Genomic DNA, 22,727 nt, shown 5'->3' with positions numbered 1-22,727 from the left:
TTGTCCAGAAACGATAACGTTCTACTGCTCCCAATATTTATTATTATACAATAATCCCCTATTGATAAACATTCCGCTCCCATCTTCCGAAATTGCGAAATTTAACATAGTACTTCCTGATATGTGCGAAAATGAAAGGAAATAAGTTCCCTTATTATGACAAAACGAATCGGAAGAGGTAGACTGTTTTTTTAACCGTGACTAAAGTTTGTAAACGGGCTTTGCACTTCATTAAAAACCTCGAAGATTCAATAAACTAGATTTATTTTTGCGCGTAGTGAAGTTTGGAACTGTAATTGCAACTTTCAAGTTCTAATAGAACCCCTAGCAAAGTTCGTTGCATAAAAAAGCGGATGGTGCCTGAAGTCTAGACACTGCTCTAGGTTGAAAAACTTATACTTTTCTTTGAACAAAAAAAGGCATACAGAATAGAATTCTGTGTGCCTCTTGATTTTATTTATCCGCGGAGCAATGCTCCTGCTTCAGTTGTTAACGCATTCAACACTTTGTCATGCGCTTTGACGACTTCTTCGTCTGTCAAAGTACGCTCAGGGTCTGCATATGTCAGAGAGAACGCAAGTGATTTCTTACCATCCTCAACATTGTCGCCCTCGTACAAGTCAAACAATCTAACGTCTTTCAACAACTTGCCGCCTGCGCTTCGAATAACAGCTCCAAGCATCCCCGCTGATGTCTCGCTCGATACGACAAGCGCGATGTCTCTTGAGCTCGACGGGAATCGTGGAACCTGAACGTATACAAGCTCATTCGTTTCAACCGACAAGATTTTAGCAAGGTTCATTTCCATTACATAAGTGTTTTTCAAATCGCGTTTTTTCTGTTCTGTCGGATGAACTTGGCCAATCAAGCCAATCCGTTCGCGGTTATAGTAAATGTTAGCTGTCCGGCCAGGATGCATGCCATCTAGAACAACTTGTTCAAATGACAAACCTTCTGCTAGACCAAGGCTATCCATCATTCCTTCGATAATTCCTTTCAAAACGAAGAAGTCAACTTGTTTTGTTTCGGCTTGCCATGCATGGTCAACCCACTTACCAGTAATGACAGCTGCAACATGCTCAACTTCCTGCGGCAGGCCGTCTTCTCCTTCTCCAAGGAATACCGATCCTGTTTCATATAGCGACACCGAATCCATACGGCGTGCAACATTATATGTCGCTGCTTCAAGTAGATGCGGAATAAGGCTTTGACGAAGAATACTGCGTTCTTCACTCATCGGCATCAAAAGCTCTGTGACAGGCGCAGTTTCAAGTGCGTAGCTTTGTGCATGTTCCTTAGATGTTAATGAATACGTCAGTGCCTGGTAAAGACCTGCACCTTCAAGGAACGCTCTAACTGTACGGCGTTTCGCCTGATACGGCGTCAATCCCCCCGGCGTAGATTCAGTTACTGGAAGTGTCATTGGAATCAGGTCATAGCCGTACATCCGTGCAATCTCTTCGATAATATCTTCTTGGATTCGAAGATCCTGTCTGCGTGTCGGTGCGTCTATAATGAGTTTACCGTTCACCGCTTCTGTAGGAATTTGCAATCCGTCTAAAATAGCTAACATTTCTTCAAGAGGGATTTTCATACCAAGGCGGTTGTTGATATAATCCGGTGAAACTGTAATGCGTATAGGCGTTTTATCGAGTTCATCAACAATGACAGATCCAGCAAGCACTTCCCCACCCGCAATTTCAGCCATAAGCTGTGCGGCACGTTCTGCTGCTGCTTCTACCCGATTAGGATCGACCCCTTTTTCAAGGCGTGTACTTGCATCACTGCGAAGTCCAAGCTCTCTCGACGTGCGGCGGACAGATCCCGGTGCGAAATAAGCAGATTCGATGACAACCGTCGTCGTTCCATCATGCACTTCCGTATTTAATCCGCCCATTATACCTGCAATTGCTACTGGTTCTTTACCATTCGTAATAACAAGTTGATGCGCTTCAAGCGTTCTTTCAGTATCATCCAACGTCGTAATTTTTTCACCTTGTTCCGCAAGACGAACAGCGATTTCTCCAGTTCCGAGACGGTCATAGTCAAATGCATGAAGTGGTTGGCCGTATTCCATCAACACAAAGTTTGTAATATCGACAACGTTATTATGTGGACGTACGCCAGCAGCCATCAAACGGTTTTGAAGCCATAATGGAGACGCTTTTACTTTAACGTTCTTCACGACTTTCGCTACGTACATCGGATTATCTTCTTTTGCATCGATACGCAGTTTCAGCATATCTTCTGCCTTCTCATTTGAAGAAGTGTAGTTAATTTCAGGGAGCTGGATACCTTGTGATAAAATCGCACCGACTTCATATGCAACACCTATCATGCTGAGTGCGTCTGAACGGTTTGGCGTTAAATCGAATTCAAGTACTTGATCATCAAGACCTAGCAATGGAAGTGCTGATTCTCCAGGTACAGCGGTTTCGGGTAAAACATAGATACCTTCTGAATAAGCTTTCGGTACAAGCTTTCCTTCAATCGCAAGTTCTTGAAGAGAACAAATCATGCCGTTCGATTCTTCACCGCGAAGTTTTGCTTTTTTAATCTTCATGCCGCCTGGAAGAACTGCTCCCGGACGTGCAACGATAACTTTTTGACCTTCCGCAACGTTTGGTGCGCCACAAATGATTTGTGTTGTCTCTCCCCCAACGTCCACTTGGCAAATGCGCAACTTGTCTGCTTCTGGATGTTTGACACATTCCAACACATAACCTACTACAACGTTTGTCATACCGTGAGAACGGTCGATAATAGAATCGACTTCAATGCCAGAACGTGTAATTTTCTCCGCAAGGTCTGCCGTAGAAATTCCCTCTATATTTACATATTCACTTAACCATTTTGTAGATACTAACATATTTGTCTCCTCCTCAAGCTTCCGTCCGGTGGAATTGCGATACAAATCGAACGTCATTTGTATAGAAATGACGAATATCTTCCACACCATATTTCAACATTGCAATACGTTCAGGTCCCATTCCAAAAGCGAAACCGGATACAACAGCGGGGTCATAACCAGCCATTTTTAGCACATTCGGGTGTACCATACCGGCACCCAAAATTTCAAGCCAGCCGGTTTTCTTACAAACGTTACAGCCGTCTCCGCCACATTTGAAGCATGAAATGTCCATTTCAACAGAAGGTTCCGTGAATGGGAAGAAGCTTGGACGCAAACGAATTTCACGCTCATCGCCAAACATTTTTTTAGCGAATAAAGAAAGTGTCCCTTTCAAGTCACTCATGCGGATATCTTCTCCAATAACAAGCCCTTCAATTTGCGTGAATTGATGAGAATGCGTCGCGTCGTCACTATCACGACGGTACACTTTACCTGGGCAAATAATCTTAATCGGCGCGCCGCCTTTTGCTTCCATCGTCCGCGCTTGAACTGGTGATGTATGTGTACGTAGAAGAATATCTTCGGATATGTAGAACGAGTCTTGCATATCCCGTGCTGGATGACCTTTTGGTAAGTTCAGAGCTTCGAAATTATAATAGTCTTTCTCAACTTCAGGGCCCTCAGCAATTTCATAGCCCATGCTTATGAAGAAGTCTTCGATTTCCTCAACAACTCGTGTTAACGGATGGTGATTCCCTGTACGTGCAGGACGTCCAGGCAATGTTACATCGATTGATTCTTTTTCAAGCTGTTCATTGATTGCCAATTCCTCGAGTTTCGCCATACGGTCTTCCAGAACTTCTGTTACCGCTTCACGGATAACATTGACAAGCGCCCCCATTTTAGGTCGTTCGTCAGCAGGAAGTTTACCCATGCCTTTCAGCAAATCGGTAATTGGCCCCTTTTTTCCTAAATAGGCAACACGGACGTCATTTAATGATTTTACATCTGAAGCTGCTTCAATTTTTGCAAGCGCCTCTACTTTCAACAGTTCTAATTGTGCTTCCATGTCAATTCTCCTTTCAAAATAAACAAAAGTGCAAGACGCCTGATTAAACGTCTAGACAATAAAAACCCCGCCCCTTATAAAAGGGACGAGGACGATTTCGCGGTACCACCCTGATTACCATACCCGAAGATATGATCACTCAAATCGGAATAACGGTCCGGCACCGGCACACCTTTACAGCTTACGCTGGTCCTGGCGGCAGCTCACGGGGTGAACTTCGACAACCACTTACCCATCCGCGCTTTCAGTCAAGGCGCAGACTCCCTTTCGGCTCATGTATTGCTTACTTTTCCCGATCATTGCTTTTCATTTCTGTTCATAATCAATAGTATACCCGATTATGATTTGTTCATCAACAACATGCTGATTTTCAAATTTTAGAGTACGTGTACAGTAGGATTCCCGTTGCAACTGCAACGTTCAACGATTCCGCTTTACCGTGCATTGGAATCTTAACCGTATTGTCCGCCATTTCGAGCAATTCCGGATTGACGCCGCTGCCTTCATTTCCGACGATCAAGGCAAACTCAGCTTGTGGCCAGATATCTGAATGATTCACAGCATTTTTCAATCCCGTTCCTAATACTTGAATTCCCGCTTCTTTCACCTTAGCCGTCCATTCAATAAGATCACCTTTGACAATCGGAATATTGAAATGAGAACCTTGCGCAGATCGTACTGTTTTCGGGTTATATGAATCAGCGGAACCCACTCCAAGAATAACTGCATCCATTCCAGCAGCGTCAGCCGTTCGAATCATCGTACCGACATTTCCAGGATCTTGAACTGCGTCAATTAATAGAAGTTTTTTCCATGTTGAATAGTCTTCTTCAGCGTGCTCCGGCTGACGGCAATGTGCATAAATACCCTGCGACTGCTCCGTCTCCGATAGTTCTTTCGCAATTGCCTCTGTTATTTCAACAAGTTTAACACCTTCAAGAGACCAGCCTTGAGGGATTTCTACTCCGTCACGGGTGATTAACGCGAGAATTGTTCCGTCACTTTTTAATGCTTCTTCAACGAGATGAAATCCTTCGACAAGGAATTCTTTCGACTGGTCGCGTTCTTTTCGTGTTGTGATAAGTTTTTTCCAATGTTTCACGAGTGCGTTTTGTGATGATTCAATGCGTTTCATATGTAGGTGACCGCCTTTTTCTTTTCAGTGTATCAAATGTCGGTATAGTTGGCGATATTTGTGTCCAAAATGAAAGTGGGAGGTTGATAAAATGGATTTTCAAATACGGGATGCAATTTCGGCAAACATGACGAATAATACAGCGGAAGATATCCGAAACGTTGTGGAAGATGCCATTAAGCGAGGAGAAGAGCACCTGTTACCTGGCCTAGGGGTGTTTTTCGAAAAACTTTGGAACCACGCAGGAGAACAAGAAAAGTCTAAAATGGCTGGTGAATTAGCGCAAGTATTTGCGGCTAGTTAAATCGTTCAAGGATTACGTGGGGCACCCAAATTAAAACAAAAAAGATTAGCGTAAATTGGCTAATCTTTTTTGTTTTATACTAAAATGTCCTATATAGTTTCAAGGTGTTTTTTGATGTAGAAACAAGCGGCGATTATGTTATGATCGCCATGGGCGCACTTATGACCGCCATGGAGCCTGTTATGCTCGCCACGGGTACACTTATGACCGCCACGAAGCCCGTTATGCTCGCCACGGTGATACTTATGACCGCCACATGGTACTCACACAAAAATCCAGACTCGTTAACCTATCCCATTACAACAATGAAGCAAGAACTGCTTTCTGCGCATGCAGTCGATTGCCCGCCTGTTGGAAAACATAAGAATTCGGTCCATCGATAACCGAAGTCGCCACTTCTTCTTCACGGTGTGCGGGCAAGCAGTGCAAGAACATATAATCTTTTTTCGCATGAGCGACTAATCCATCGTTAATTTGAAACGCTTTGAACGCTTCTAAACGTGCAGCCGCTTCTTCTTCCTGGCCCATACTCGTCCAGACATCTGTATAAACGACATCAGCCCCAGCAACAGCCTCCACCGGATTCGTTGTTTCAAAGACACTGCCGCCATTTTTAACAGCAATGGCTTTCGCTTTCACTAAGAGGTTCGGATTGTATTCAAATCCTTTTGGCGTTGCGACAGCTACGTGCATGCCCATATGTGCCGCGGCAATCACTAGTGAATGCGCTACATTATTACCGTCACCAACATACGCTAACTTCATTCCCGCTAATGAACCTTTCACTTCCAAAATCGTAAGTAAGTCCGCTAATGCCTGACACGGATGGAAGATATCCGTTAAGCCATTGATAATAGGAACCGAAGTATGCTGTGCCAGCTCTTTCACCATTTCATGTGAGTTCGCACGGATCATGACGCCGTCTAAGTACTCAGATAATACATGGCCTGTGTCATAAACGGACTCCCCACGACCAATTTGCAAGTCCCGCGCATTCATGAACATCGCATGCCCACCAAGCTGGATCATTCCCACTTCGAATGAAATACGTGTGCGCGTTGAATGCTTCTCAAAAATCATCCCCAGTGTTTTTCCAGCCAATAAATTTGGCATCTTCCCAGCAGCCATATCTTTTTTCATTGCATCTGCTTTATGCAATAAATACGATACCTCTTCATGTGTAAAATCAAGCAGTGTTAGTAAGTCTCTTCCTTTCAATCCTTCTTCTATTTTCGTGGTATCCATATCAAACTTCACCATTCCCTCATCCCCTATCGTTTATTTCAATTGGTATCTCTGATTATATGTATGCATAATTATAAAGTCAAGTGCATTTTTATAGATTTATTCGAATGAAAAAACTGCTCAAGCCATTTTGTTGGCGTGAACAGAATAATCGTTCATTTATTCAAATGTAATCCAATTCACTGTGTCACGATTTAATTTCTTAATGTCTGCGACAATCAGTTTCATAATCATCACGGCGTAGGATACCTGCATGCGAATGTATATAGCGTGTCGGAATACAGATCGCAAGTGATGGTACTCCATTACCAGAAAGGTAAATTCAACCCGCATCACAATGACTCCTGTACCTCTATCATTTCCACCTATAAATACAGTATATATGCGTTTCGCTGTTAAAAGAACGTACTTTATCGGAAGGAACTATATCAGAACAAAGTTTTGCCTTCATTAGTATTGGTTTGCTATTTAGATTTATGTTATTCAATTTTCAATCTTATACTCTGTAATATAGCATCGTTCTCAGTACCATTTCGTGTGGGTGTTTGAGGTCACTTTTATATTAAGAAGATACCCTACCTCATTATCGGAAACTACGCCCCCTATTTCCACAATAAGCTCTGTTTGCACTCATAAGGAGAAACAATGAAAGCAAGTCAACATCAAAGCATAGGAACGTTCATAGGATGTTCTCAGATGGCATTCTCTGTTTTGACAATACAAATAAAAAACGAGATAAACACATGGTTTACCTCGCTTCATTGCTACTCATATTCTCTTGCTTCTCAACAGTCTGAAATTGCTCTACACGCTTTTTTGAACTTAACTGAGCAATTTATACATTTGCCTTCGTAGGAGCGCTCATAAGCTATTCTCTTACCTCACACTTGCCCTATATTAAGGTTCTACCATACTTAAACAAGTATTATACCGTCACTTATTCTAAAATAGCCTTTTGCCATTGGTCTATTTTTTATAATATTGAAGATATATCTTCCTTTTATTTATCTGTTTGTTTTTGCTTCTTTTTCAAATACTCCGCACGTATTTTTTCAAGTTGCTGCTTTTTATCAAATTTGGCAGGCTTGAGTTTTTCATGATACTTTGTCACAGCTGCATGACCTTTGGTATCCAATTGATATTTCCCCACTTTGTTCACCTACTTTTCTTGTCTTTAAAGAGAATCTATTCAACAAATATAATATACCTTATTTTACTGAAGTAAACCTAATTAGTTTACCGCTAACCTTGCATATATCAATAAAACATTAAAAACTAAGTAAAATAATTCATCGCCAAATGGTATTCATTTTTAACATAAATCGCTAAAATTCTCGAATCAATATCAATATTGATATACTTTTTTGGTCTGACCAACGCAAAAAGCCTCCTAACATTTTAGTTAGAAGGCAAAACAATGATATTCCCATTTAGTTTTTTCCGCAGCTAATTATTCGAATGTAATCCTATTCACTGTGTCGCGATCTAATTTCTTAATGACTGCGACGATCAGTTTCACTGTATTTTCATAATCGTCACGGTGTAGGATACCTGCATGTGAATGTATATAGCGTGTTGGAATACAGATCGCAAGTGATGGAACTCCATTACCAGAAAGGTGAATTGAACCCGCATCCGTTCCACCGCCAGGGATTGTTTCAAACTGATAAGGAATGCCATTCTCTTCTGCTGTATCAACAACCAGTTCACGCAATCCTTTATGCGATACCATTGAAGCATCAAATAGTAGAAGTTGTGGACCATCGCCCATTTTACCAGTAGCTTCTTTAGACGTAACGCCCGGCGTGTCGCCAGCGATTCCTACATCAACTGCAAACCCGATGTCCGGCTGAATTTTCGTTGCCGCTGTACGTGCACCTCGAAGACCGATTTCTTCTTGTGCAGCCCCAACTCCGTAAACAATGTTCGGGTGTTTTTCATCTTTAAGCGCTTTCATTACATCAATTGCAATTGCACAGCCGATACGATTGTCCCAGGCTTTTGCAAGAAGGTATTTTTCATTATTCATCACTGTGAATTCGAAATATGGTACAACCATATCTCCTGGTAGAATGCCCCACTCCATTGCTTCTTTTTTCGAAGTTGCACCAACGTCAATGAACATATCTTTTATATCGACCGGTTTTTTACGCGCTTCCGGTGATAAGATGTGCGGTGGTTTTGATCCGATGACTCCTGTCACTGTATCTCCTTTGCGTGTAACGATTGTCACGCGCTGTGCAAGCATTACTTGTGACCACCAGCCGCCAACCGTTTGAAATGATAGGAAACCTTTATCGTCAATTCTAGAAATCATGAATCCGACTTCGTCGAGATGTCCTGCTAGCATTATTTTAGGCCCATTCTCAACACCTGTTTTCTTTGCGATTAACGAACCAAGACCATCCTGTTCAATTTCATCTGCAAATGGCTCTATGTACTTTCTCATAATTTCACGGGGTTCACGTTCATTACCTGGTATCCCTTTTGCGTCTGTAAGTTCTTTCAGCATCGCTAAAGTTGCATCTAATTTCGTCAATTACTTCGACCTCCTAAATAGTTTGTATATGTGTAGTATATGCGAAATGGTTGCTATTATCAAAACATTTCGGATTGAGCATCTAAAAATAATGACAACCTTAAGAATGATAATAATAGTAAATAAATGTAAAAATAAGCGATACAGTTACCGAATGTTGTGGACCACATACATTCATGACTTTGCGGTCCATGAAAATTTAATCATTATAGGTGAAATCTCTCGCGTGCTTCCGATTTTTTAATAAGATGTAAACTCAGTTGAAATTAAACTGCGACAGTCACCCATGAGAATGATGTCTTCCCGAAGAATATACGGAACCTTATTTCAACTATTTATCGACCTTTCAGCCTCGGAGTGTGTAGTAAGAAGTCCGAGGCCATTTAGTCACTTTTTCATTCTTATGAGCCATCGCTTACAAGTTGTTTTCTAGAAACGGTCTTCCCTAGGTATTCAAAATGTTAAATATCAATCTCCAATTCTTTCACATACACCGCATTTCCCGTTATCTCTATTTCAAAACCAGCCTGTTTTTTAGAAACTTTGACTCGTACACGACCATCTTTACTGATTTCATGACCTTGCTCTACAACAAGATTTAGATGTTTTTCAAAATCAGTGACTATATATGTTGCGTAAAAAGCACCCATTACACCTGAAGCTGTTCCTGTAACAGCGTCTTCAATTGTGCCAGAATAAGGTGAAGAGAAATGACGAGCATGCATATGAGCATTTGCATCGTAGGTTTCTAAGCAAAATGGATGAATTGATGCTTTGGACATCTCTTTTAAAATACTTGGGAATATTTTAGTATTTGGTTTCATTCTAGTAAAAGCACTAAGTGTCTTAATGGGAACTAATAGCGTCCAAGACCCTGTACTCCCATAGACAATTGGTAAATCTACATCAATATCTTCCTTATTAAGTCCGATTGACTGAGCCAATTCTTCAGATGAACCCTTAAATTCCTCAAACTGTGGTGAAGCCTGTCTCATCGTTATGTCGAAAGTACCATCCGACAGCGATACTATATGTATCGGTAAAACCCCTGCTCTTGTTTCAATAGTTAGTTCTTCTTTTTCAGTTAATAAACCCCTAGACTTTAAGGCAAATATGGAAGCCATTGTCGCATGGCCGCATAAATCCGTTTCGGATCCCGGGGTAAAATAGCGGATTCTAAGGTCCGCCACAGCTGATTTCATGGGAAAAGCAGTTTCATTGAAACCTACTCTAGCAGCGATTTCTTGCATCTCTTTGTCTGTTAAGTCTTCTCCGTTTAACACTACCCCCGCAGGATTTCCTTTGTTTGGTTCTGTACTAAATGCATCATAATGGTAAACCTTTACTGACTTCATCTTTCATTCCTCCATCGACTTTATTTACAACTAAATGTAATGAAATATTATGAGTTACCTTGTTTGATCATGTAAAAGCCGATTCAAAATCTCTAATTTATGTAAGTCTTTATTATTATTTTTCGTTCTTCTATACCCGTCCTGTAGCGACTTAGTATAGACTTTAAGGTAATCCGAGATAGTAAGTAAATAGTATTTGGCCCCGCTTTCTTCAAATACCTTTAAGCTTTTATAATCTACATCTGCAAATTCTACTAAATCCTCAATAAAAGCGAATCCAATTTTACTTTCATTTTTGATAAATTCATGCTCATTTACATCAACCAGCGTATAATTTAGCTGCTCCATAGTATCTTTAAGTAATTCCCACTTTTCTTCTAAAAAAGCTAGGGGAACAAGAATATCGATATCCTGTGGAGAAAAGTCCACTTGTGTTACTTTTTCAAGTCCCAAAGATCCATATAATACAGGCACAATTGCTAACTGTTGGTTTAAAGTTTTTGAAACATTTATAAATTCCTCATATAGATCAATCCATTTACTCATAATTCCCCTTCTCCCGATATTCTTATTAAATGAGCAGGAAATTCTCTTGCACCAATTCTTTGTTTCATTTCCCAATCCGATTAAATAGAATTTTAACAAATTTTACAATATTTAAGTTACTATAAAGAGAATATATTATTTTTCAGGAGGAGTCGCACATGTTAGATATGTTTTCTTATAACTGGCAAGTAAGGGAAGACTGGTTTAATTGGAGCCAAAATATTTCGATTGAAGAACTTAGTAAAAAACGTACTGGTGGCATGGGGAGCATATTGCATAATTTATTTCATGTAATTGATTGTGAGCAAATCTGGATTAATCAAATGAATGGGACGCCAGTTATCATTAAAGATAGAAATGATATTGCAACTCTTAATGATGTCCTAGCGTTCTCTAACAGTACAAAATTGACTACCCAACGTTTTATTCAATCATGGACATCTGAAATGGAGCGTAAAGTCTTAGAAATGAAAAGGAGAAATGGTGGTACATCTAGCTTTACATATGAGAAAATAATTCGTCATATCATTTCACACGAAATTCATCATATTGGACAATTATCCGTTTGGTCTAGGGAACTTGAAATAAAACCTGTTTCTTCTGATTTACTATTTAGGGAATATACCTAATGAGAATAGACTGCTATAGTTTATTCTCATTACTTCTACTAAAATAAGGACCGCAACTTGCTTCGTGTGTATTGACATACGTCCACGTGAAATCTTTATCAACTACATAAATGTCACCTTCATCGAAATCATCTTTCTTTACAAAATCACCGGCAGTAACAAGTGTTGCGTTTTCTATAATTAACGCATAATCAGAGTTTTGATAGAATACATAACATGCATTTTTAGGTGCATTATTAAATGCTTCATCAGCTCGGCTCTCTTTTAAACAATCTCTTTTCTCAAAACTAAATACATGCCATAAATAGCCACAGGCAAAACCGTTATAATATAGATAAATTTCTTCCTTCTCTTCATGACTAAGGTGGTCAGCAAAATTTCCTTCCCACTGTTGTCGCACGTAAGGCCCCCACCCTGGTATTTCTCTGACTTGTACTTGCTTGTCTTTAAGTCGATTTACTAAATCCATTAAATTCCTCCATCAATATAAGCGTCTATTCATCCGATTCTAGTAGAAGCTTTGAAATCCCGCAGCAAATCATTCCCGTTACTCGCACTCCTATACGTTTCATGATTAAAATTGAACACTAAAACCTTCAAATTTATGAATGCCAGTTCCAAATCTTACAAGATCATTTTCCCTTAGGCTCGTAACTGCATTATTAACTACTTCTAGAATATCAGAACTAATACCAACTGTATTATGTCCTCCGTAAATTTTAGTGACATGTGGTATTTTTGCTATTTTTTCTAATGACTCAACCAAATCTATTGGATTGGTTGTAGAAAAAAATGCATAGATTGGGGTCTCATCATACAGCAAATCTCCCGTAAATAAGTATCCATTATTAGTATCTAAAATGGATATATGACCTGGGGAATGGCCAGGCGTATGATAAACAGTCAAAATCCGATTGCCAATATTAATTTCATCGCCATCAGACAACAAACCTTTCGGAATTCCTTGAAAAGGCTTATACGTCTCTGCATTAAAAGTTGCTGGCAAAGGAATTGTAATATCACGACGTACATCTTTTCTAATTTGCTCAATGGGTAACTTTTGAATGCCATTGAGCAACCAATCCTCTTCATCTTTATGTACATACAAATTTTCAAATTCACCATGACTTCCAATATGATCCCAATGAACATGTGTTGTCAGAACAAGAATTGGAAGGTTTGTCAGTTGATCTGTAATTCTTTTTATATTATCAATTCCAAGACCTGTATCGATTAGTGCCGCTTGTTCTTCACCAATTAATAAATAAGAATGAACCTTTTCCCAGTGTCCGTACTCACTAATTACAAAAGTAAAATCATCAATTGTTTCAACCGTAAACCAAGGATCTTTAATGATAACCAATTTCTAGTCCCCCTCTTCCTCTTAAACTACATACACTCTATGAGTTTCAATATTCTATTGAAAATACCTTTATTTCACTGACATGTCTGCCCCTACATCTCAACTCTAACTGAAGTGATAGAGTTCTCTTCCAGCATAAAATTGGTGTGCCAGCACTTTCTTCAATAACGAACGCTTGAATTGGAGAAAGAACCTTTGATAAGAACAGGAGAAGTTGGGCTATCGCTTTTTAATACGGCAAAAATAATGCTGTTTATCTTTTCATATCAGCTGTTTAAGTACTATTAAGAAGACCACAACGATGTTGTTGCATCGTTGTGGTCTTCTTAATAAGCAACGTAAAAAAAGTAATAATCTCCAGAGACGTGAAACTCAAGGGTAAATTTTACCGTAGAATGCGATACCCAAGGCCAATTATTGTCCGGTATATGGAATAGCGAGTTTGAAGAAAAATTAACCTCTAAACTTTTTTTACGCTAGGGCAGTTGGGATTTCAATAGATGCAACAGGTAGACCTGTGGACAATTGTATTGATTATTTTAGCCGAAAGCGAACCGGGAACGTACTAGTCCATATGAAAACTTTTGCGCCTACCTTATCACTATCTTATTCCAGTATATGGTTACTTACGAAGTTGCGAAATCATATAAGTTTTTGTTTGTTATTTTTCCCGATAAAAATCCAAATGACGAGGATTACACTGTAGACCAATGGCATATAGAATAGACTTCCTGCATCTTTTCCATTTTGAATAGAAATACCAATGAAGGACCAAATAACGACGAGTGGAAACAAAATATCTTTATAGTAAAAACGTATATACATCGCAAGTAACGTTGCAAGTAATAGTAAAATATTGGCCCAAAATTGTTCTGTCATACCGAAACCAGACCAATTATAATATTTTAGTACAAAACTTATATTCGCCATAAGTGCCACACTAATCCAACCTAAATAGATTGAAAAGGGTAATCTTCCAGAAAAATGATAATCCCCTATTGGATAGCTTAGATAAAGGAGTATTAAGCTAATTAATAGACCGACCATTACGATAATTGACACAAAAAAGTATTCGTAATGCCAGCTTAATAACCAAGCAATATTATAAAAACAAGTTGCTATGAAAAGAGGCCATATATTAGAATCCTGGTTCTGGGTAGACGAAAAAAACTGTAGGATTATCCAAATAGCCAATAAAATATATATAAGGGCCCAAATAGAGAATACATATCCTGCAGGGGTAAATAGGACATCGATTTGACCAGAAATTTCACCTGTTTTTTTCCCATTAATGCCTATTGTATTAGCTATCCCATTGACAATAATCATTAACAGGAAGCTGAATAGCGCAAGCCATTTCATATTGACACCTCCAAAACAGTCTTTCTAACACTATATACTCTACCTTATTTGAATATACATAAAGCTGTTGAAATGCAATAAATAGATAGTCCACTTGTCACCCTCCCTGTATCCCCTGTTGAGGTTGCACGTTTAACATTCTGTAGGTTTAGGTGACTTTTTTCTTTATTTTTGTTGGAGATATTTGGCTAGTTAATAGTATTTATATCGAATATTCGGTTTCCCTAACCTTCAACAAAATAGTCCATCCGATAGCAACAAACCCGCTCCACTAACTCATCCAATGTACCAATTACCTGTTCAACTTCAGGCAATAGATAAAAAGTACTTGTTGTTGCAAAATCATTCACTTTTTCATCAACTGAATATAAAAAGATTTTCTTTCCCCGTCCTAGTGCAATCCCTAATTCTATATGGCTCCCTTTTCCTGCTGGCAATAAAATCACAACAACATCAGATGTTAGTATTGCATTTTTCTCTTTTTCACCAATTGCCTTTAAGTCTTCAAGTGTTGAGGCCCTGTCATTTTTCGTCCAATCGTATGTCTGTATACAACCTGTTTCTATTAACTTTTCACTTACATAATTTACAGCTTCTTTATTAAGAAAACCAGATGCAACGTAAAACTTCATACACTCCGCCCCTTTTTACTCTACTAAAATAGCGTTACCTCAATTAGCAAGGTAACGCCATAGTTAGTCATTCGACAAACAATCTATAAATTACAGCAATTCCTTGCGTAAATCTGCCGCACTTTTCGGCGATAATAATCCAGGTGCAATATCAAACACTGATTTCGCGCCAGTATCTCCGTTTTTATGCAAGCGGTAAGCTGCGCGTGCATAAGCAACGAGGACGCTTGATGTGAACTCTGGGTTGCTGTCGAGTTTCAATGAATACTCCATGACCTGTGCAGTGCCTTCGCCTGTTTTACCACTACGAATGACGAAACCGCCATGTGGCATAGCAGAATGATCGCGTTCCAATTCATCTTCAGAAATGAATGACACCGTTGTATCATAATCCGTGAAATAATCCGGCATTGTTACGATAGCCTGCTTCACTTCCTCAGCATCCGCCCCTGCAGTCAACACAACATAGCAATCACGCGTATGCTTTTCACGCGTAGTCAGTTCAGGTAATGAACCGCTGCGCACTTTATCTACAGCTTCAGGAACAGGAATTGTATATTGGACAGCACCTTTTACGCCTGGAATTCTTCTTACAGCATCGGAATGTCCTTGGCTTAAGCCTTTCCCCCAAAACGTGTATGTTGCACCTTCCGTCAAGACTGCCTCGCCATATAAACGATTAATGGAGAATAAACCTGGATCCCAGCCGACAGAAATAATGGCTGTCTTACCGTTTGGTTTAGCTGATGCATCGACAGCTTCAAAGTATCCCGGGATTTTTGCATGCGTATCGAAGCTATCCACCGTGTTGAACAGAGCTGATAATGCCGGCCCTTGTTCCGGCAAATCGTTTTTCGATCCGCCACAAAGAATTAGGACATCGATCGCGTCTGTAAATTTATGAATATCATCCATTATATGAACAGGTACATTGCCATTTAGTAATTCCACGTCATCTGGATTCCTTCTAGTAAACACACCGACTAGTTCCATATCTTTGTTTTGACCAATTGCGAATTCAACACCGCGTCCCAAATTTCCGTAACCTGCAATTCCCACTCTGATAGTCATCTATTATTTCCCCTTTCAATATCTGTTTATTATTTTATCTCTGTATCTTAATAAAATCCATCTTTTTTATATTGTTCACAATCTCTCCTTTTCCCCTTAGGTCTAAATAATGCTAAAGTATAGGGTAGGATGATATCTATTAATTGAAAAGAGGCTTCATTTATGCGTGGTTTTGTTTACCTCATCGTTTTCTTCTCGTTTTTTGATTTATTTTCGCAACTGCCCGTCATGAGCCCATTTGCATTATCTCTTGGTGCTACGCCATTTTTGGTTGGACTAGCGGTTGGTATGTATTCATTTTCAAATACAATCGGGAATATCATTTCCGGTTTCATGACTGACAAAAGAGGTCCTTTCCTCATACTTGTACTCGGGTTATTCGCTTCGGCAATCTCTCTCTTCCTCTACACGTTTGTTGCTGGACCAATGTCATTGCTCGGTGTCCGCTTTGTCCATGGTTTCATGGAAGGGCTAATTGTACCAGCTGCTTTCACTTTCCTGGCAAACCGTGCAGAAGAATCTAAACGAGGTAAAAGTGTAGCCATATCGGGTGCATTCGTTGGGTTAGCAGCAATTATTGGCCCAGCGTATGGCGGTATAGTGGCTGCTAAAACAAGTACACCTTTCATTATGGCTGTCAACGGCGGCCTTATGATGCTATTGGCAATTCTTGCTTTCTTTGTTCTCCGATCGTTTACATTTGTACCAAAACAGCCTTCAAAAGGAGCTGACAATTTCCGTGTCAGATATCTTTTCCAACATCCGGGCATTGTCAGAGCATTTGCAGGTGCATTCTTTTTAATGTTCTCACAAGGTGTACTCGCTCTTGTGTTACCTTTAAAAATTGAATCACTCGGATTTGATACGAAAACAACTGGTTTATTACTAAGTACTTTCGGTGTCGTCGCAATTCTCATCTTTTTACTGCCGATCAACAGGATCTTTGACCGTGTTCGGCCAGTTGTGACACTCGCACTCGGCATATCACTTATGGGATTAAGCATGTTGTTCTTAAGTCAAATTGAGGAATTGAATTACTTATATATGGCGATGTGTATTTATGGGGCTGGATTCGCTTTCTTATTCCCATCTATCAACTCACTGTTAATCGATTCATCCTCTCCTGAATTTCGTGGAAAAGCATATGGTTATTTTTACGCGTTCTTCTCGATTGGTGTCGTTGCAGGTTCAAGCCTAATTGGATTCTTGGACTTAGAATACAAAGGCGCTTTCATGCTGACGGGATTCATACTGCTCGCTGTCGCTTGCTATGCCCTGATTGGATTAAAAAACAAAGGATCTATTGACAAATCATCGCATGTCCTATAGTGTCAGATACGAAATGAATACCCTGTTCGGGAGAGGTTCATAGCGACCCTCTATAAAAAACTATGGATGACGGAATTTAGCCATATTCAATCAATATGGCCATTTTTTCCGCCGCCTATGGACCTCCCTGACAAATTACACGGGAGGTTTTTTTAATTGGCTGGAAGAGATGAAGCAACATTAACCGACTTAACTTTGCTCGGCAACCAAAACACGAAATACTTGTACGAGTACAACCCCGACGTTTTAGAGGCTGTCGACAATATGCATGTGGATCGCGATTACTTTGTGAAATTCAACTGTCCGGAGTTCACATCACTTTGTCCGATGACGGGGCAACCGGACTTTGCGACAATGTATATTAGTTTCATGCCAGATAAGAAGCTTGTGGAAAGTAAAGCCCTCAAGTTGTATCTTTTCAGTTTCCGAAATCATGGCGATTTCCATGAAGACTGCGTCAACATTATTATGAATGATTTGATCAAGCTGATTGAACCGCGTTATATCGAAGTTTGGGGGAAATTTACTCCGCGTGGTGGCTTATCGATTGACCCTTATTGCAACTATGGGAAACCTGCTACGAAGTACGAACAGATGGCGGAACACCGGATGATGAATCACGATATGTATCCGGAAAAAATCGATAACCGATAAGAAGAGGTGTTACAATTATGCTTTACTATTTAAATGGACTTTTTGTCGGGTTATTGATTTTGTCCAATATATTAGCTGTAAAATTATTCAGTATCGGCGAATGGGTTGTGTTGCCTGCCGCTGCACTTATTTACGTTTGTACCTATCCGCTCCTAGATGTCATAACGGAAGCCTATGGAAAAGAAGCAGCTAGAAGAACCGTTCTGACAGGGTTCATTGCACAACTTTTCGCGATTTTCTTTATCTGGATTTCCATTAAGTTACCTGCCGCCCCTTTCTATGAACATCAGCAATCGTTCGAAACGATTTTCAGCGCAGGCTTCAGAGTGACAATCGCCAGTTTGGTCGCTTATTTGATTAGCCAGAACTTAGATGTAATCATTTTTGACAAACTGAAAAAACGACACGGCACAAAGAAATTGTGGGTTCGAAATAATGCTTCCACGATGGTGAGCCAGCTCGTTGATACAACAATTTTTATTTCAATTGCTTTTTATGGCACAATGCCGTTAAGCATACTAATTGGAATGATTTTCAGTCAATATATTTTCAAATTCATCGTCGCAATACTGGATACACCGATCGTCTACGCCCTTGTTGCATTATGCAATAGGACAGAAAAGAAGGCCAACTTGAATAGGGTTACCGTACATAATTAAAGCTGCAATGTATTATCCTTCATTAAGAAGAGGCAGGCACCATCTCGATTTGAGATAGTACCTGCCTCTTTTATTCACATTAATATCAAACGTTTTGCGTCTGGAAGTTCTTAATTTCTTCCATAAACGGTTCCCCATATCTTTCCAACTTCGCAAGACCGACACCACTTACTTCGAGGAAATCATCATTTGTAACTGGCATTCTTGCTGCTATATCACGTAACGTTTTATCTGAAAATACGACGAACGGTGGTACACCGGCTTCTTGAGCAAGTTTCATACGCAGTGCACGAAGCTGGTCGAATAGCGGATCATCATTTGCAACTTGCATTGTTATAACAGTCACTTTTCGATTGACAACCACTTTGCCGGTCAGTACGTCTTTCCCCTGTTCACTAACGTAAATGGTTGGAAATTGGCCATTTTCTACACCAAGATAACTTTCCGAAATAATGAATTCGATGAAATCGGAAATATCTTTGGCACTGCGCCCTTTCATTAAACCATATGTCGTTAATTTATCGAATCCAAATTCAATCACTTTTTTATTTCTGGATCCTGTTAATACTTGTGCAATCATTGCCTTGCCGAATCGTTGTCCCATTCGAATAACGCATGACAATACTTTTTGAACGTCTTCAGTCACATCCGTACTTTCACGTGTGTCTGTACAATTTGCACAGCGGCCACAGTTCTTCACATCTGTCTCTCCGAAATACAAAATAATGAATTTCTGAAGGCATGTTTCCGTATGGCAGTAGTCAATCATCGACTGTAATTTTTCAAGCTCTGCTGGAATTCTATTCGGGTCTTGTGATTGATCAATTAGAAAACGTTGCGTCTGGACGTCCTGTGATGAAAAGAGCACAGTACAAGCACTGTCTAGCCCGTCCCTTCCCGCACGTCCTGCCTCCTGATAATAACTTTCCATATTTTTCGGCATCTGGTAATGAATAACATAACGGATATTAGATTTATCAATTCCCATACCAAATGCATTCGTGGCAACCATCACAGAAGCTTCATCATTTAAAAAGCGGTCTTGTCCAGACTGGCGTTCAATATCGCCAAGTCCTGCATGGTATTTAGCAACTGACACGCCACTTTTCTGAAGGATATCATGAACATGATCAACCGCTTTTCGTGTGGCAGCGTAAATGATACCCGCTTCCCCTTCATTTTTCCTGACATATTCTTTGACGAATTTCTCACGGTCCTGACCTTTAACTACTGAAAAAGTAAGATTTGCCCGTTCAAAACCAGTCATAACCGTATTGTCTTCTCTAATCCCAAGCTGTCGGCAAATATCTTCTCGGACAGCCGGTGTAGCGGTAGCTGTGAGTGCAAGTAGGACCGGTTTTTTATCAAACAAAGAAACGATACTGCTTATATTGCGGTAACTTGGGCGGAAATCGTGTCCCCATTGCGAAATACAATGCGCCTCATCGATTGCCACCATCGGAACTGTCATTCGGCGCAACTGGTTTTTGAAAGACGGCGAATCCAGTCGCTCTGGCGCTACGTAAAGAAGCTGGTATTCACCTAGTACTGCTCTTTCCATCGTTTCAAAATATTCCTCAGATGACATTGAACTATTAATGTATGCCGCCGGAATTCCTGCCTGATGGAGCGCATCGACCTGATCTTTCATTAATGAAATAAGGGGTGAAATAACAAGAACAGTGCCTTCCATCACAAGTGCGGGCACCTGATAACAAACAGATTTCCCTCCCCCAGTCGGCATGACACAAAGCGTATCCTGATAGCTCATAACGCTTCGGATAACTTGCTCCTGCCCCGTTCTGAATGAAGGATATCCGAAATATGTTGTCAATATCGATAAAGCTTTTTCGATTTGGACCATCTCCTAACTATATATCAAAGAAAAAAGCACCGGATAATGGTGCTTACTGTTGGTTTAGTTTTCAAAAGCATGCGTTCTTCACCGATTCGCTTAATCTTATATAAGAATATCAGATTAAGCGACATAATGGAATGAAAGTCCGTCAGTCTTGTTAGATCTGTAGGTAACCAAAAGCGTTTCAACTAGCAGGGACACTTATCGGAAGACTGATCTCTACAGTAGTTCCAAAACCTTCTTTACTTTTGAATTGAATAGATCCATGATGGTTTTCAATAATTTTATAGCTAACCATTAGGCCTAGACCCGTTCCTTTCTCTTTCAGTGAATAGTACGGCTCGCCCAGTTTACTGAGACGTTCCGGTGGAATTCCAATACCAGTATCTGAGAGGGTAACTTTAACAACTCTACCTTCCGCAGCTACTGTACTTATCGTTATTACTCCACCGTTCGGCATTGCATCTATAGAATTTTTCATTAAATTAATGAACACTTGCTGGATTTGCTTTGATTCACAATGTATGAATTGATCTTTAGCATTAAGTTTCATATTGAATGATATATTATTCAGCATTGCTTCTTTTTCCATCAATGCAATGGTTCGAGTTATTTCGTTATATATGGATGTAGTTGTGAACCCCGTTCCGTTACTCGGTTTTGCAAGTTGAAGAAATTCTTCTATTATCAATTCAATTTTACTAAGCTCTTCTGTCATAATCGAACCAAACGTATTTTCTGGACCCATTGGAAGTAATTGAATGAACCCTTTTATAGTTGTTAATGGATTTCTTACTTGATGAGCAAAGCTTGCAGATAATTGTCCAACAATGTGAAGCATGTCCCACTTTCTAAGAAGCTCATCTTGCATTTTTAGTTTAGAAATATCCTGTGTAATTGAAACATACCTCATTACTTCTCCCACTCCATCAATAACAGGGGTAATCTTTGTTCGAATCCAGCAAATTTTTTCATCCTTATTTACCACGCGATACTCAATTTCGGTCGTTTCTTTAGATAACTCTTCATAAAAACGAAACAATTCTATTTTATCATCTGGATGACATGTTGAGACAAACAGTGCAGGATCTTTCATTAAGTCTAAAACTGGAATACCGATAAGTCGTTCTATTCCAGGACTTACGTAGAGGTACATCCCCTTTTCAACATCAAATTGACAAATTCCAAATTCCGAATTTCTCGTAATATCCTTTATTAATACTTCCTGTTGCAAAATATTACCCAATTGCTTTTCGACAAACGCTTTCATTTCAAGTGTTTCCTCAAGCTTTCTCAAAAGTGCGAAAACGCTCCGAACCATTCCATCGTCATCATAATCTGCCAAAACCTTGATATTAACTGGAAGCATTAGTCCATTTTTCGTTATTCGTACAGTGTTCAATTGGACTACTTTTTCACCATTCTCTAGTCGCTCCTTAATTTCTATAAATTCGTACAAAAGAAAATCAGGAATTATCGAAGCTTCCTTCCCTTCTAGCTCTTCTTTTGTCCATCCAAACAACTCAACATAAGCGTCGTTAACGCCAGTAACAGTTCCGTCAAAAGTATAATTGATTGCAGCACCATCCGTAATGTCAAATACCGTAATTTCTTTATCAATTAACGCACGTTCAACAGATGTATAGGCGGACGTTTCAAAAATTGGAATTGCTTGTATATGTACTTCGTTATGTGAAATCCAACTGCACATATTCACATAAAACGGCAAAAAGCTCCATTTGCTTTTAGTGAATCTGAAAGTAAACGGAATCAAACTTGCACCATAGGATTCATTGATTCGTTCGATGAACAACGGGCGATCATCTTCATGAACAAATTCATAGATTGACGTACCAATTATAGAAGGGATTTTTTCCACCGAAATAGTACAAAAATCTCTACTTGCATTCAGAATTACTCCACTTTTTGTCAAACTGAAAATAAGTTTTTCAACATATGCATTTCCAGTCATCAGACCCTTATCTTCATGCAATACACAAGAATTCGGCATCTATATCCCTCCCCGTTTTTGAACCAAATATAATTCTAACTGTTATTCTAACATATTTACTAAATAATATCACAATCTTCAGAATAATATTTTCTGTATTAATAAAACGGGTAAT

General features: G+C 39.6%; 20 protein-coding genes, 1 pseudogene, 1 riboswitch and 1 other annotated feature. Of the genes and pseudogenes, 5 read left to right on the top strand and 16 right to left on the bottom strand.

Annotated elements, in window-relative coordinates; genetic code table 11:
• Positions 1-457: 457 nt before the first annotated feature.
• From pheT to FQ087_RS02690, 3 genes are all read right to left on the bottom strand, one after another.
• The gene (gene pheT / locus FQ087_RS02700; protein ID WP_149579013.1) at positions 458-2,869 is read right to left on the bottom strand and encodes a phenylalanine--tRNA ligase subunit beta; all 2,412 of its coding nucleotides are present in this window, start codon (positions 2,867-2,869) and stop codon (positions 458-460) included.
• 13 nt (positions 2,870-2,882) lie between these two features.
• Positions 2,883-3,920 (bottom strand): phenylalanine--tRNA ligase subunit alpha, encoded by a 1,038-nt coding sequence (gene pheS, locus FQ087_RS02695; protein WP_149579012.1) that lies wholly within the window; start codon positions 3,918-3,920, stop codon positions 2,883-2,885.
• A 78-nt stretch (positions 3,921-3,998) separates the two neighbouring features.
• Positions 3,999-4,229: a binding site (T-box leader), on the bottom strand.
• A 61-nt stretch (positions 4,230-4,290) separates the two neighbouring features.
• Positions 4,291-5,055 carry a TrmH family RNA methyltransferase gene (locus FQ087_RS02690; RefSeq protein ID WP_149579011.1) on the bottom strand — a complete coding sequence of 255 codons (765 nt, stop codon included), beginning with the start codon at positions 5,053-5,055 and terminating at the stop codon, positions 4,291-4,293.
• Between the two features lie 91 nt (positions 5,056-5,146).
• Here FQ087_RS02690 and sspI point away from each other — a divergent pair, with 91 nt between their 5' ends.
• Entirely contained in the window at positions 5,147-5,359 is a 213-nt protein-coding gene (gene sspI, locus FQ087_RS02685; protein WP_149579010.1) for a small acid-soluble spore protein SspI, read from the top strand.
• A gap of 297 nt (positions 5,360-5,656) precedes the next feature.
• Here the strand turns inward: sspI and argF are convergent, their stop codons facing one another.
• The 6 genes and pseudogenes from argF to FQ087_RS02660 form a co-directional block, all read right to left on the bottom strand.
• Positions 5,657-6,619 (bottom strand): ornithine carbamoyltransferase, encoded by a 963-nt coding sequence (gene argF / locus FQ087_RS02680; protein ID WP_149579009.1) that lies wholly within the window; start codon positions 6,617-6,619, stop codon positions 5,657-5,659.
• A gap of 144 nt (positions 6,620-6,763) precedes the next feature.
• Positions 6,764-6,926, bottom strand: a pseudogene (locus FQ087_RS02675) (peptidase M28); the annotation flags it as partial.
• A gap of 678 nt (positions 6,927-7,604) precedes the next feature.
• A complete protein-coding gene (locus FQ087_RS22300; RefSeq protein ID WP_188006617.1) occupies positions 7,605-7,754 on the bottom strand; it encodes a hypothetical protein in 150 nt (49 codons plus the stop codon).
• A 300-nt stretch (positions 7,755-8,054) separates the two neighbouring features.
• Complete coding sequence (locus tag FQ087_RS02670) at positions 8,055-9,143, bottom strand: M42 family metallopeptidase (protein WP_149579008.1); 1,089 nt, start codon at positions 9,141-9,143, stop codon at positions 8,055-8,057.
• Positions 9,144-9,604: 461 nt separating this feature from the next.
• On the bottom strand, positions 9,605-10,498 hold the full coding sequence (locus FQ087_RS02665; protein ID WP_149579007.1) for a PhzF family phenazine biosynthesis protein: 894 nt from the start codon (positions 10,496-10,498) through the stop codon (positions 9,605-9,607).
• 54 nt (positions 10,499-10,552) lie between these two features.
• Entirely contained in the window at positions 10,553-11,032 is a 480-nt protein-coding gene (locus FQ087_RS02660; RefSeq protein ID WP_149580726.1) for a hypothetical protein, read from the bottom strand.
• A 170-nt stretch (positions 11,033-11,202) separates the two neighbouring features.
• Between FQ087_RS02660 and FQ087_RS02655 the strand changes: the two genes are divergently transcribed.
• Positions 11,203-11,673, top strand: a complete 471-nt coding sequence (locus FQ087_RS02655; RefSeq protein ID WP_149579006.1) for a DinB family protein — start codon at positions 11,203-11,205, stop codon at positions 11,671-11,673.
• Between the two features lie 13 nt (positions 11,674-11,686).
• On the opposite strand, the gene FQ087_RS02650 is transcribed toward FQ087_RS02655, so the two are convergent.
• From FQ087_RS02650 to FQ087_RS02630, 5 genes are all read right to left on the bottom strand, one after another.
• Positions 11,687-12,142 carry a DUF4275 family protein gene (locus FQ087_RS02650; protein ID WP_149579005.1) on the bottom strand — a complete coding sequence of 152 codons (456 nt, stop codon included), beginning with the start codon at positions 12,140-12,142 and terminating at the stop codon, positions 11,687-11,689.
• Between the two features lie 105 nt (positions 12,143-12,247).
• The gene (locus FQ087_RS02645) at positions 12,248-13,036 is read right to left on the bottom strand and encodes an MBL fold metallo-hydrolase (RefSeq protein WP_149579004.1); all 789 of its coding nucleotides are present in this window, start codon (positions 13,034-13,036) and stop codon (positions 12,248-12,250) included.
• A gap of 642 nt (positions 13,037-13,678) precedes the next feature.
• Positions 13,679-14,398 carry a tryptophan-rich sensory protein gene (locus FQ087_RS02640; RefSeq protein ID WP_149579003.1) on the bottom strand — a complete coding sequence of 240 codons (720 nt, stop codon included), beginning with the start codon at positions 14,396-14,398 and terminating at the stop codon, positions 13,679-13,681.
• A 224-nt stretch (positions 14,399-14,622) separates the two neighbouring features.
• Complete coding sequence (locus FQ087_RS02635; protein WP_149579002.1) at positions 14,623-15,030, bottom strand: nucleoside 2-deoxyribosyltransferase; 408 nt, start codon at positions 15,028-15,030, stop codon at positions 14,623-14,625.
• A 90-nt stretch (positions 15,031-15,120) separates the two neighbouring features.
• The gene (locus FQ087_RS02630) at positions 15,121-16,101 is read right to left on the bottom strand and encodes a diaminopimelate dehydrogenase (RefSeq protein ID WP_149579001.1); all 981 of its coding nucleotides are present in this window, start codon (positions 16,099-16,101) and stop codon (positions 15,121-15,123) included.
• Positions 16,102-16,263: 162 nt separating this feature from the next.
• Between FQ087_RS02630 and FQ087_RS02625 the strand changes: the two genes are divergently transcribed.
• The 3 genes from FQ087_RS02625 to FQ087_RS02615 all read left to right on the top strand — a co-directional run bounded on the left by FQ087_RS02625 (position 16,264) and on the right by FQ087_RS02615 (position 18,743).
• Positions 16,264-17,430: an MFS transporter gene (locus tag FQ087_RS02625; RefSeq protein WP_149579000.1), complete on the top strand. Its 1,167-nt coding sequence runs from the start codon at positions 16,264-16,266 to the stop codon at positions 17,428-17,430.
• 26 nt (positions 17,431-17,456) lie between these two features.
• Positions 17,457-17,500, top strand: a riboswitch (PreQ1 riboswitch).
• A gap of 86 nt (positions 17,501-17,586) precedes the next feature.
• Positions 17,587-18,084: a preQ(1) synthase gene (gene queF, locus FQ087_RS02620; RefSeq protein WP_149578999.1), complete on the top strand. Its 498-nt coding sequence runs from the start codon at positions 17,587-17,589 to the stop codon at positions 18,082-18,084.
• A gap of 17 nt (positions 18,085-18,101) precedes the next feature.
• On the top strand, positions 18,102-18,743 hold the full coding sequence (locus FQ087_RS02615; protein WP_149578998.1) for a queuosine precursor transporter: 642 nt from the start codon (positions 18,102-18,104) through the stop codon (positions 18,741-18,743).
• Between the two features lie 85 nt (positions 18,744-18,828).
• On the opposite strand, the gene recQ is transcribed toward FQ087_RS02615, so the two are convergent.
• Together recQ and FQ087_RS02605 are read right to left on the bottom strand one after the other, a co-directional pair.
• Positions 18,829-20,607 (bottom strand): DNA helicase RecQ, encoded by a 1,779-nt coding sequence (gene recQ / locus FQ087_RS02610; RefSeq protein WP_149578997.1) that lies wholly within the window; start codon positions 20,605-20,607, stop codon positions 18,829-18,831.
• Between the two features lie 178 nt (positions 20,608-20,785).
• The gene (locus FQ087_RS02605; protein ID WP_149578996.1) at positions 20,786-22,612 is read right to left on the bottom strand and encodes a PAS domain-containing sensor histidine kinase; all 1,827 of its coding nucleotides are present in this window, start codon (positions 22,610-22,612) and stop codon (positions 20,786-20,788) included.
• Between the last annotated feature and the right edge of the window lie 115 nt (positions 22,613-22,727).

The organism is Sporosarcina sp. ANT_H38 (assembly GCF_008369195.1).
Taxonomy (GTDB): Bacteria; Bacillota; Bacilli; order Bacillales_A; family Planococcaceae; genus Sporosarcina.
The sequence above is the reverse complement of the archived record's forward strand: the minus strand, read 5'-3'. Positions and strand labels throughout refer to the sequence as shown.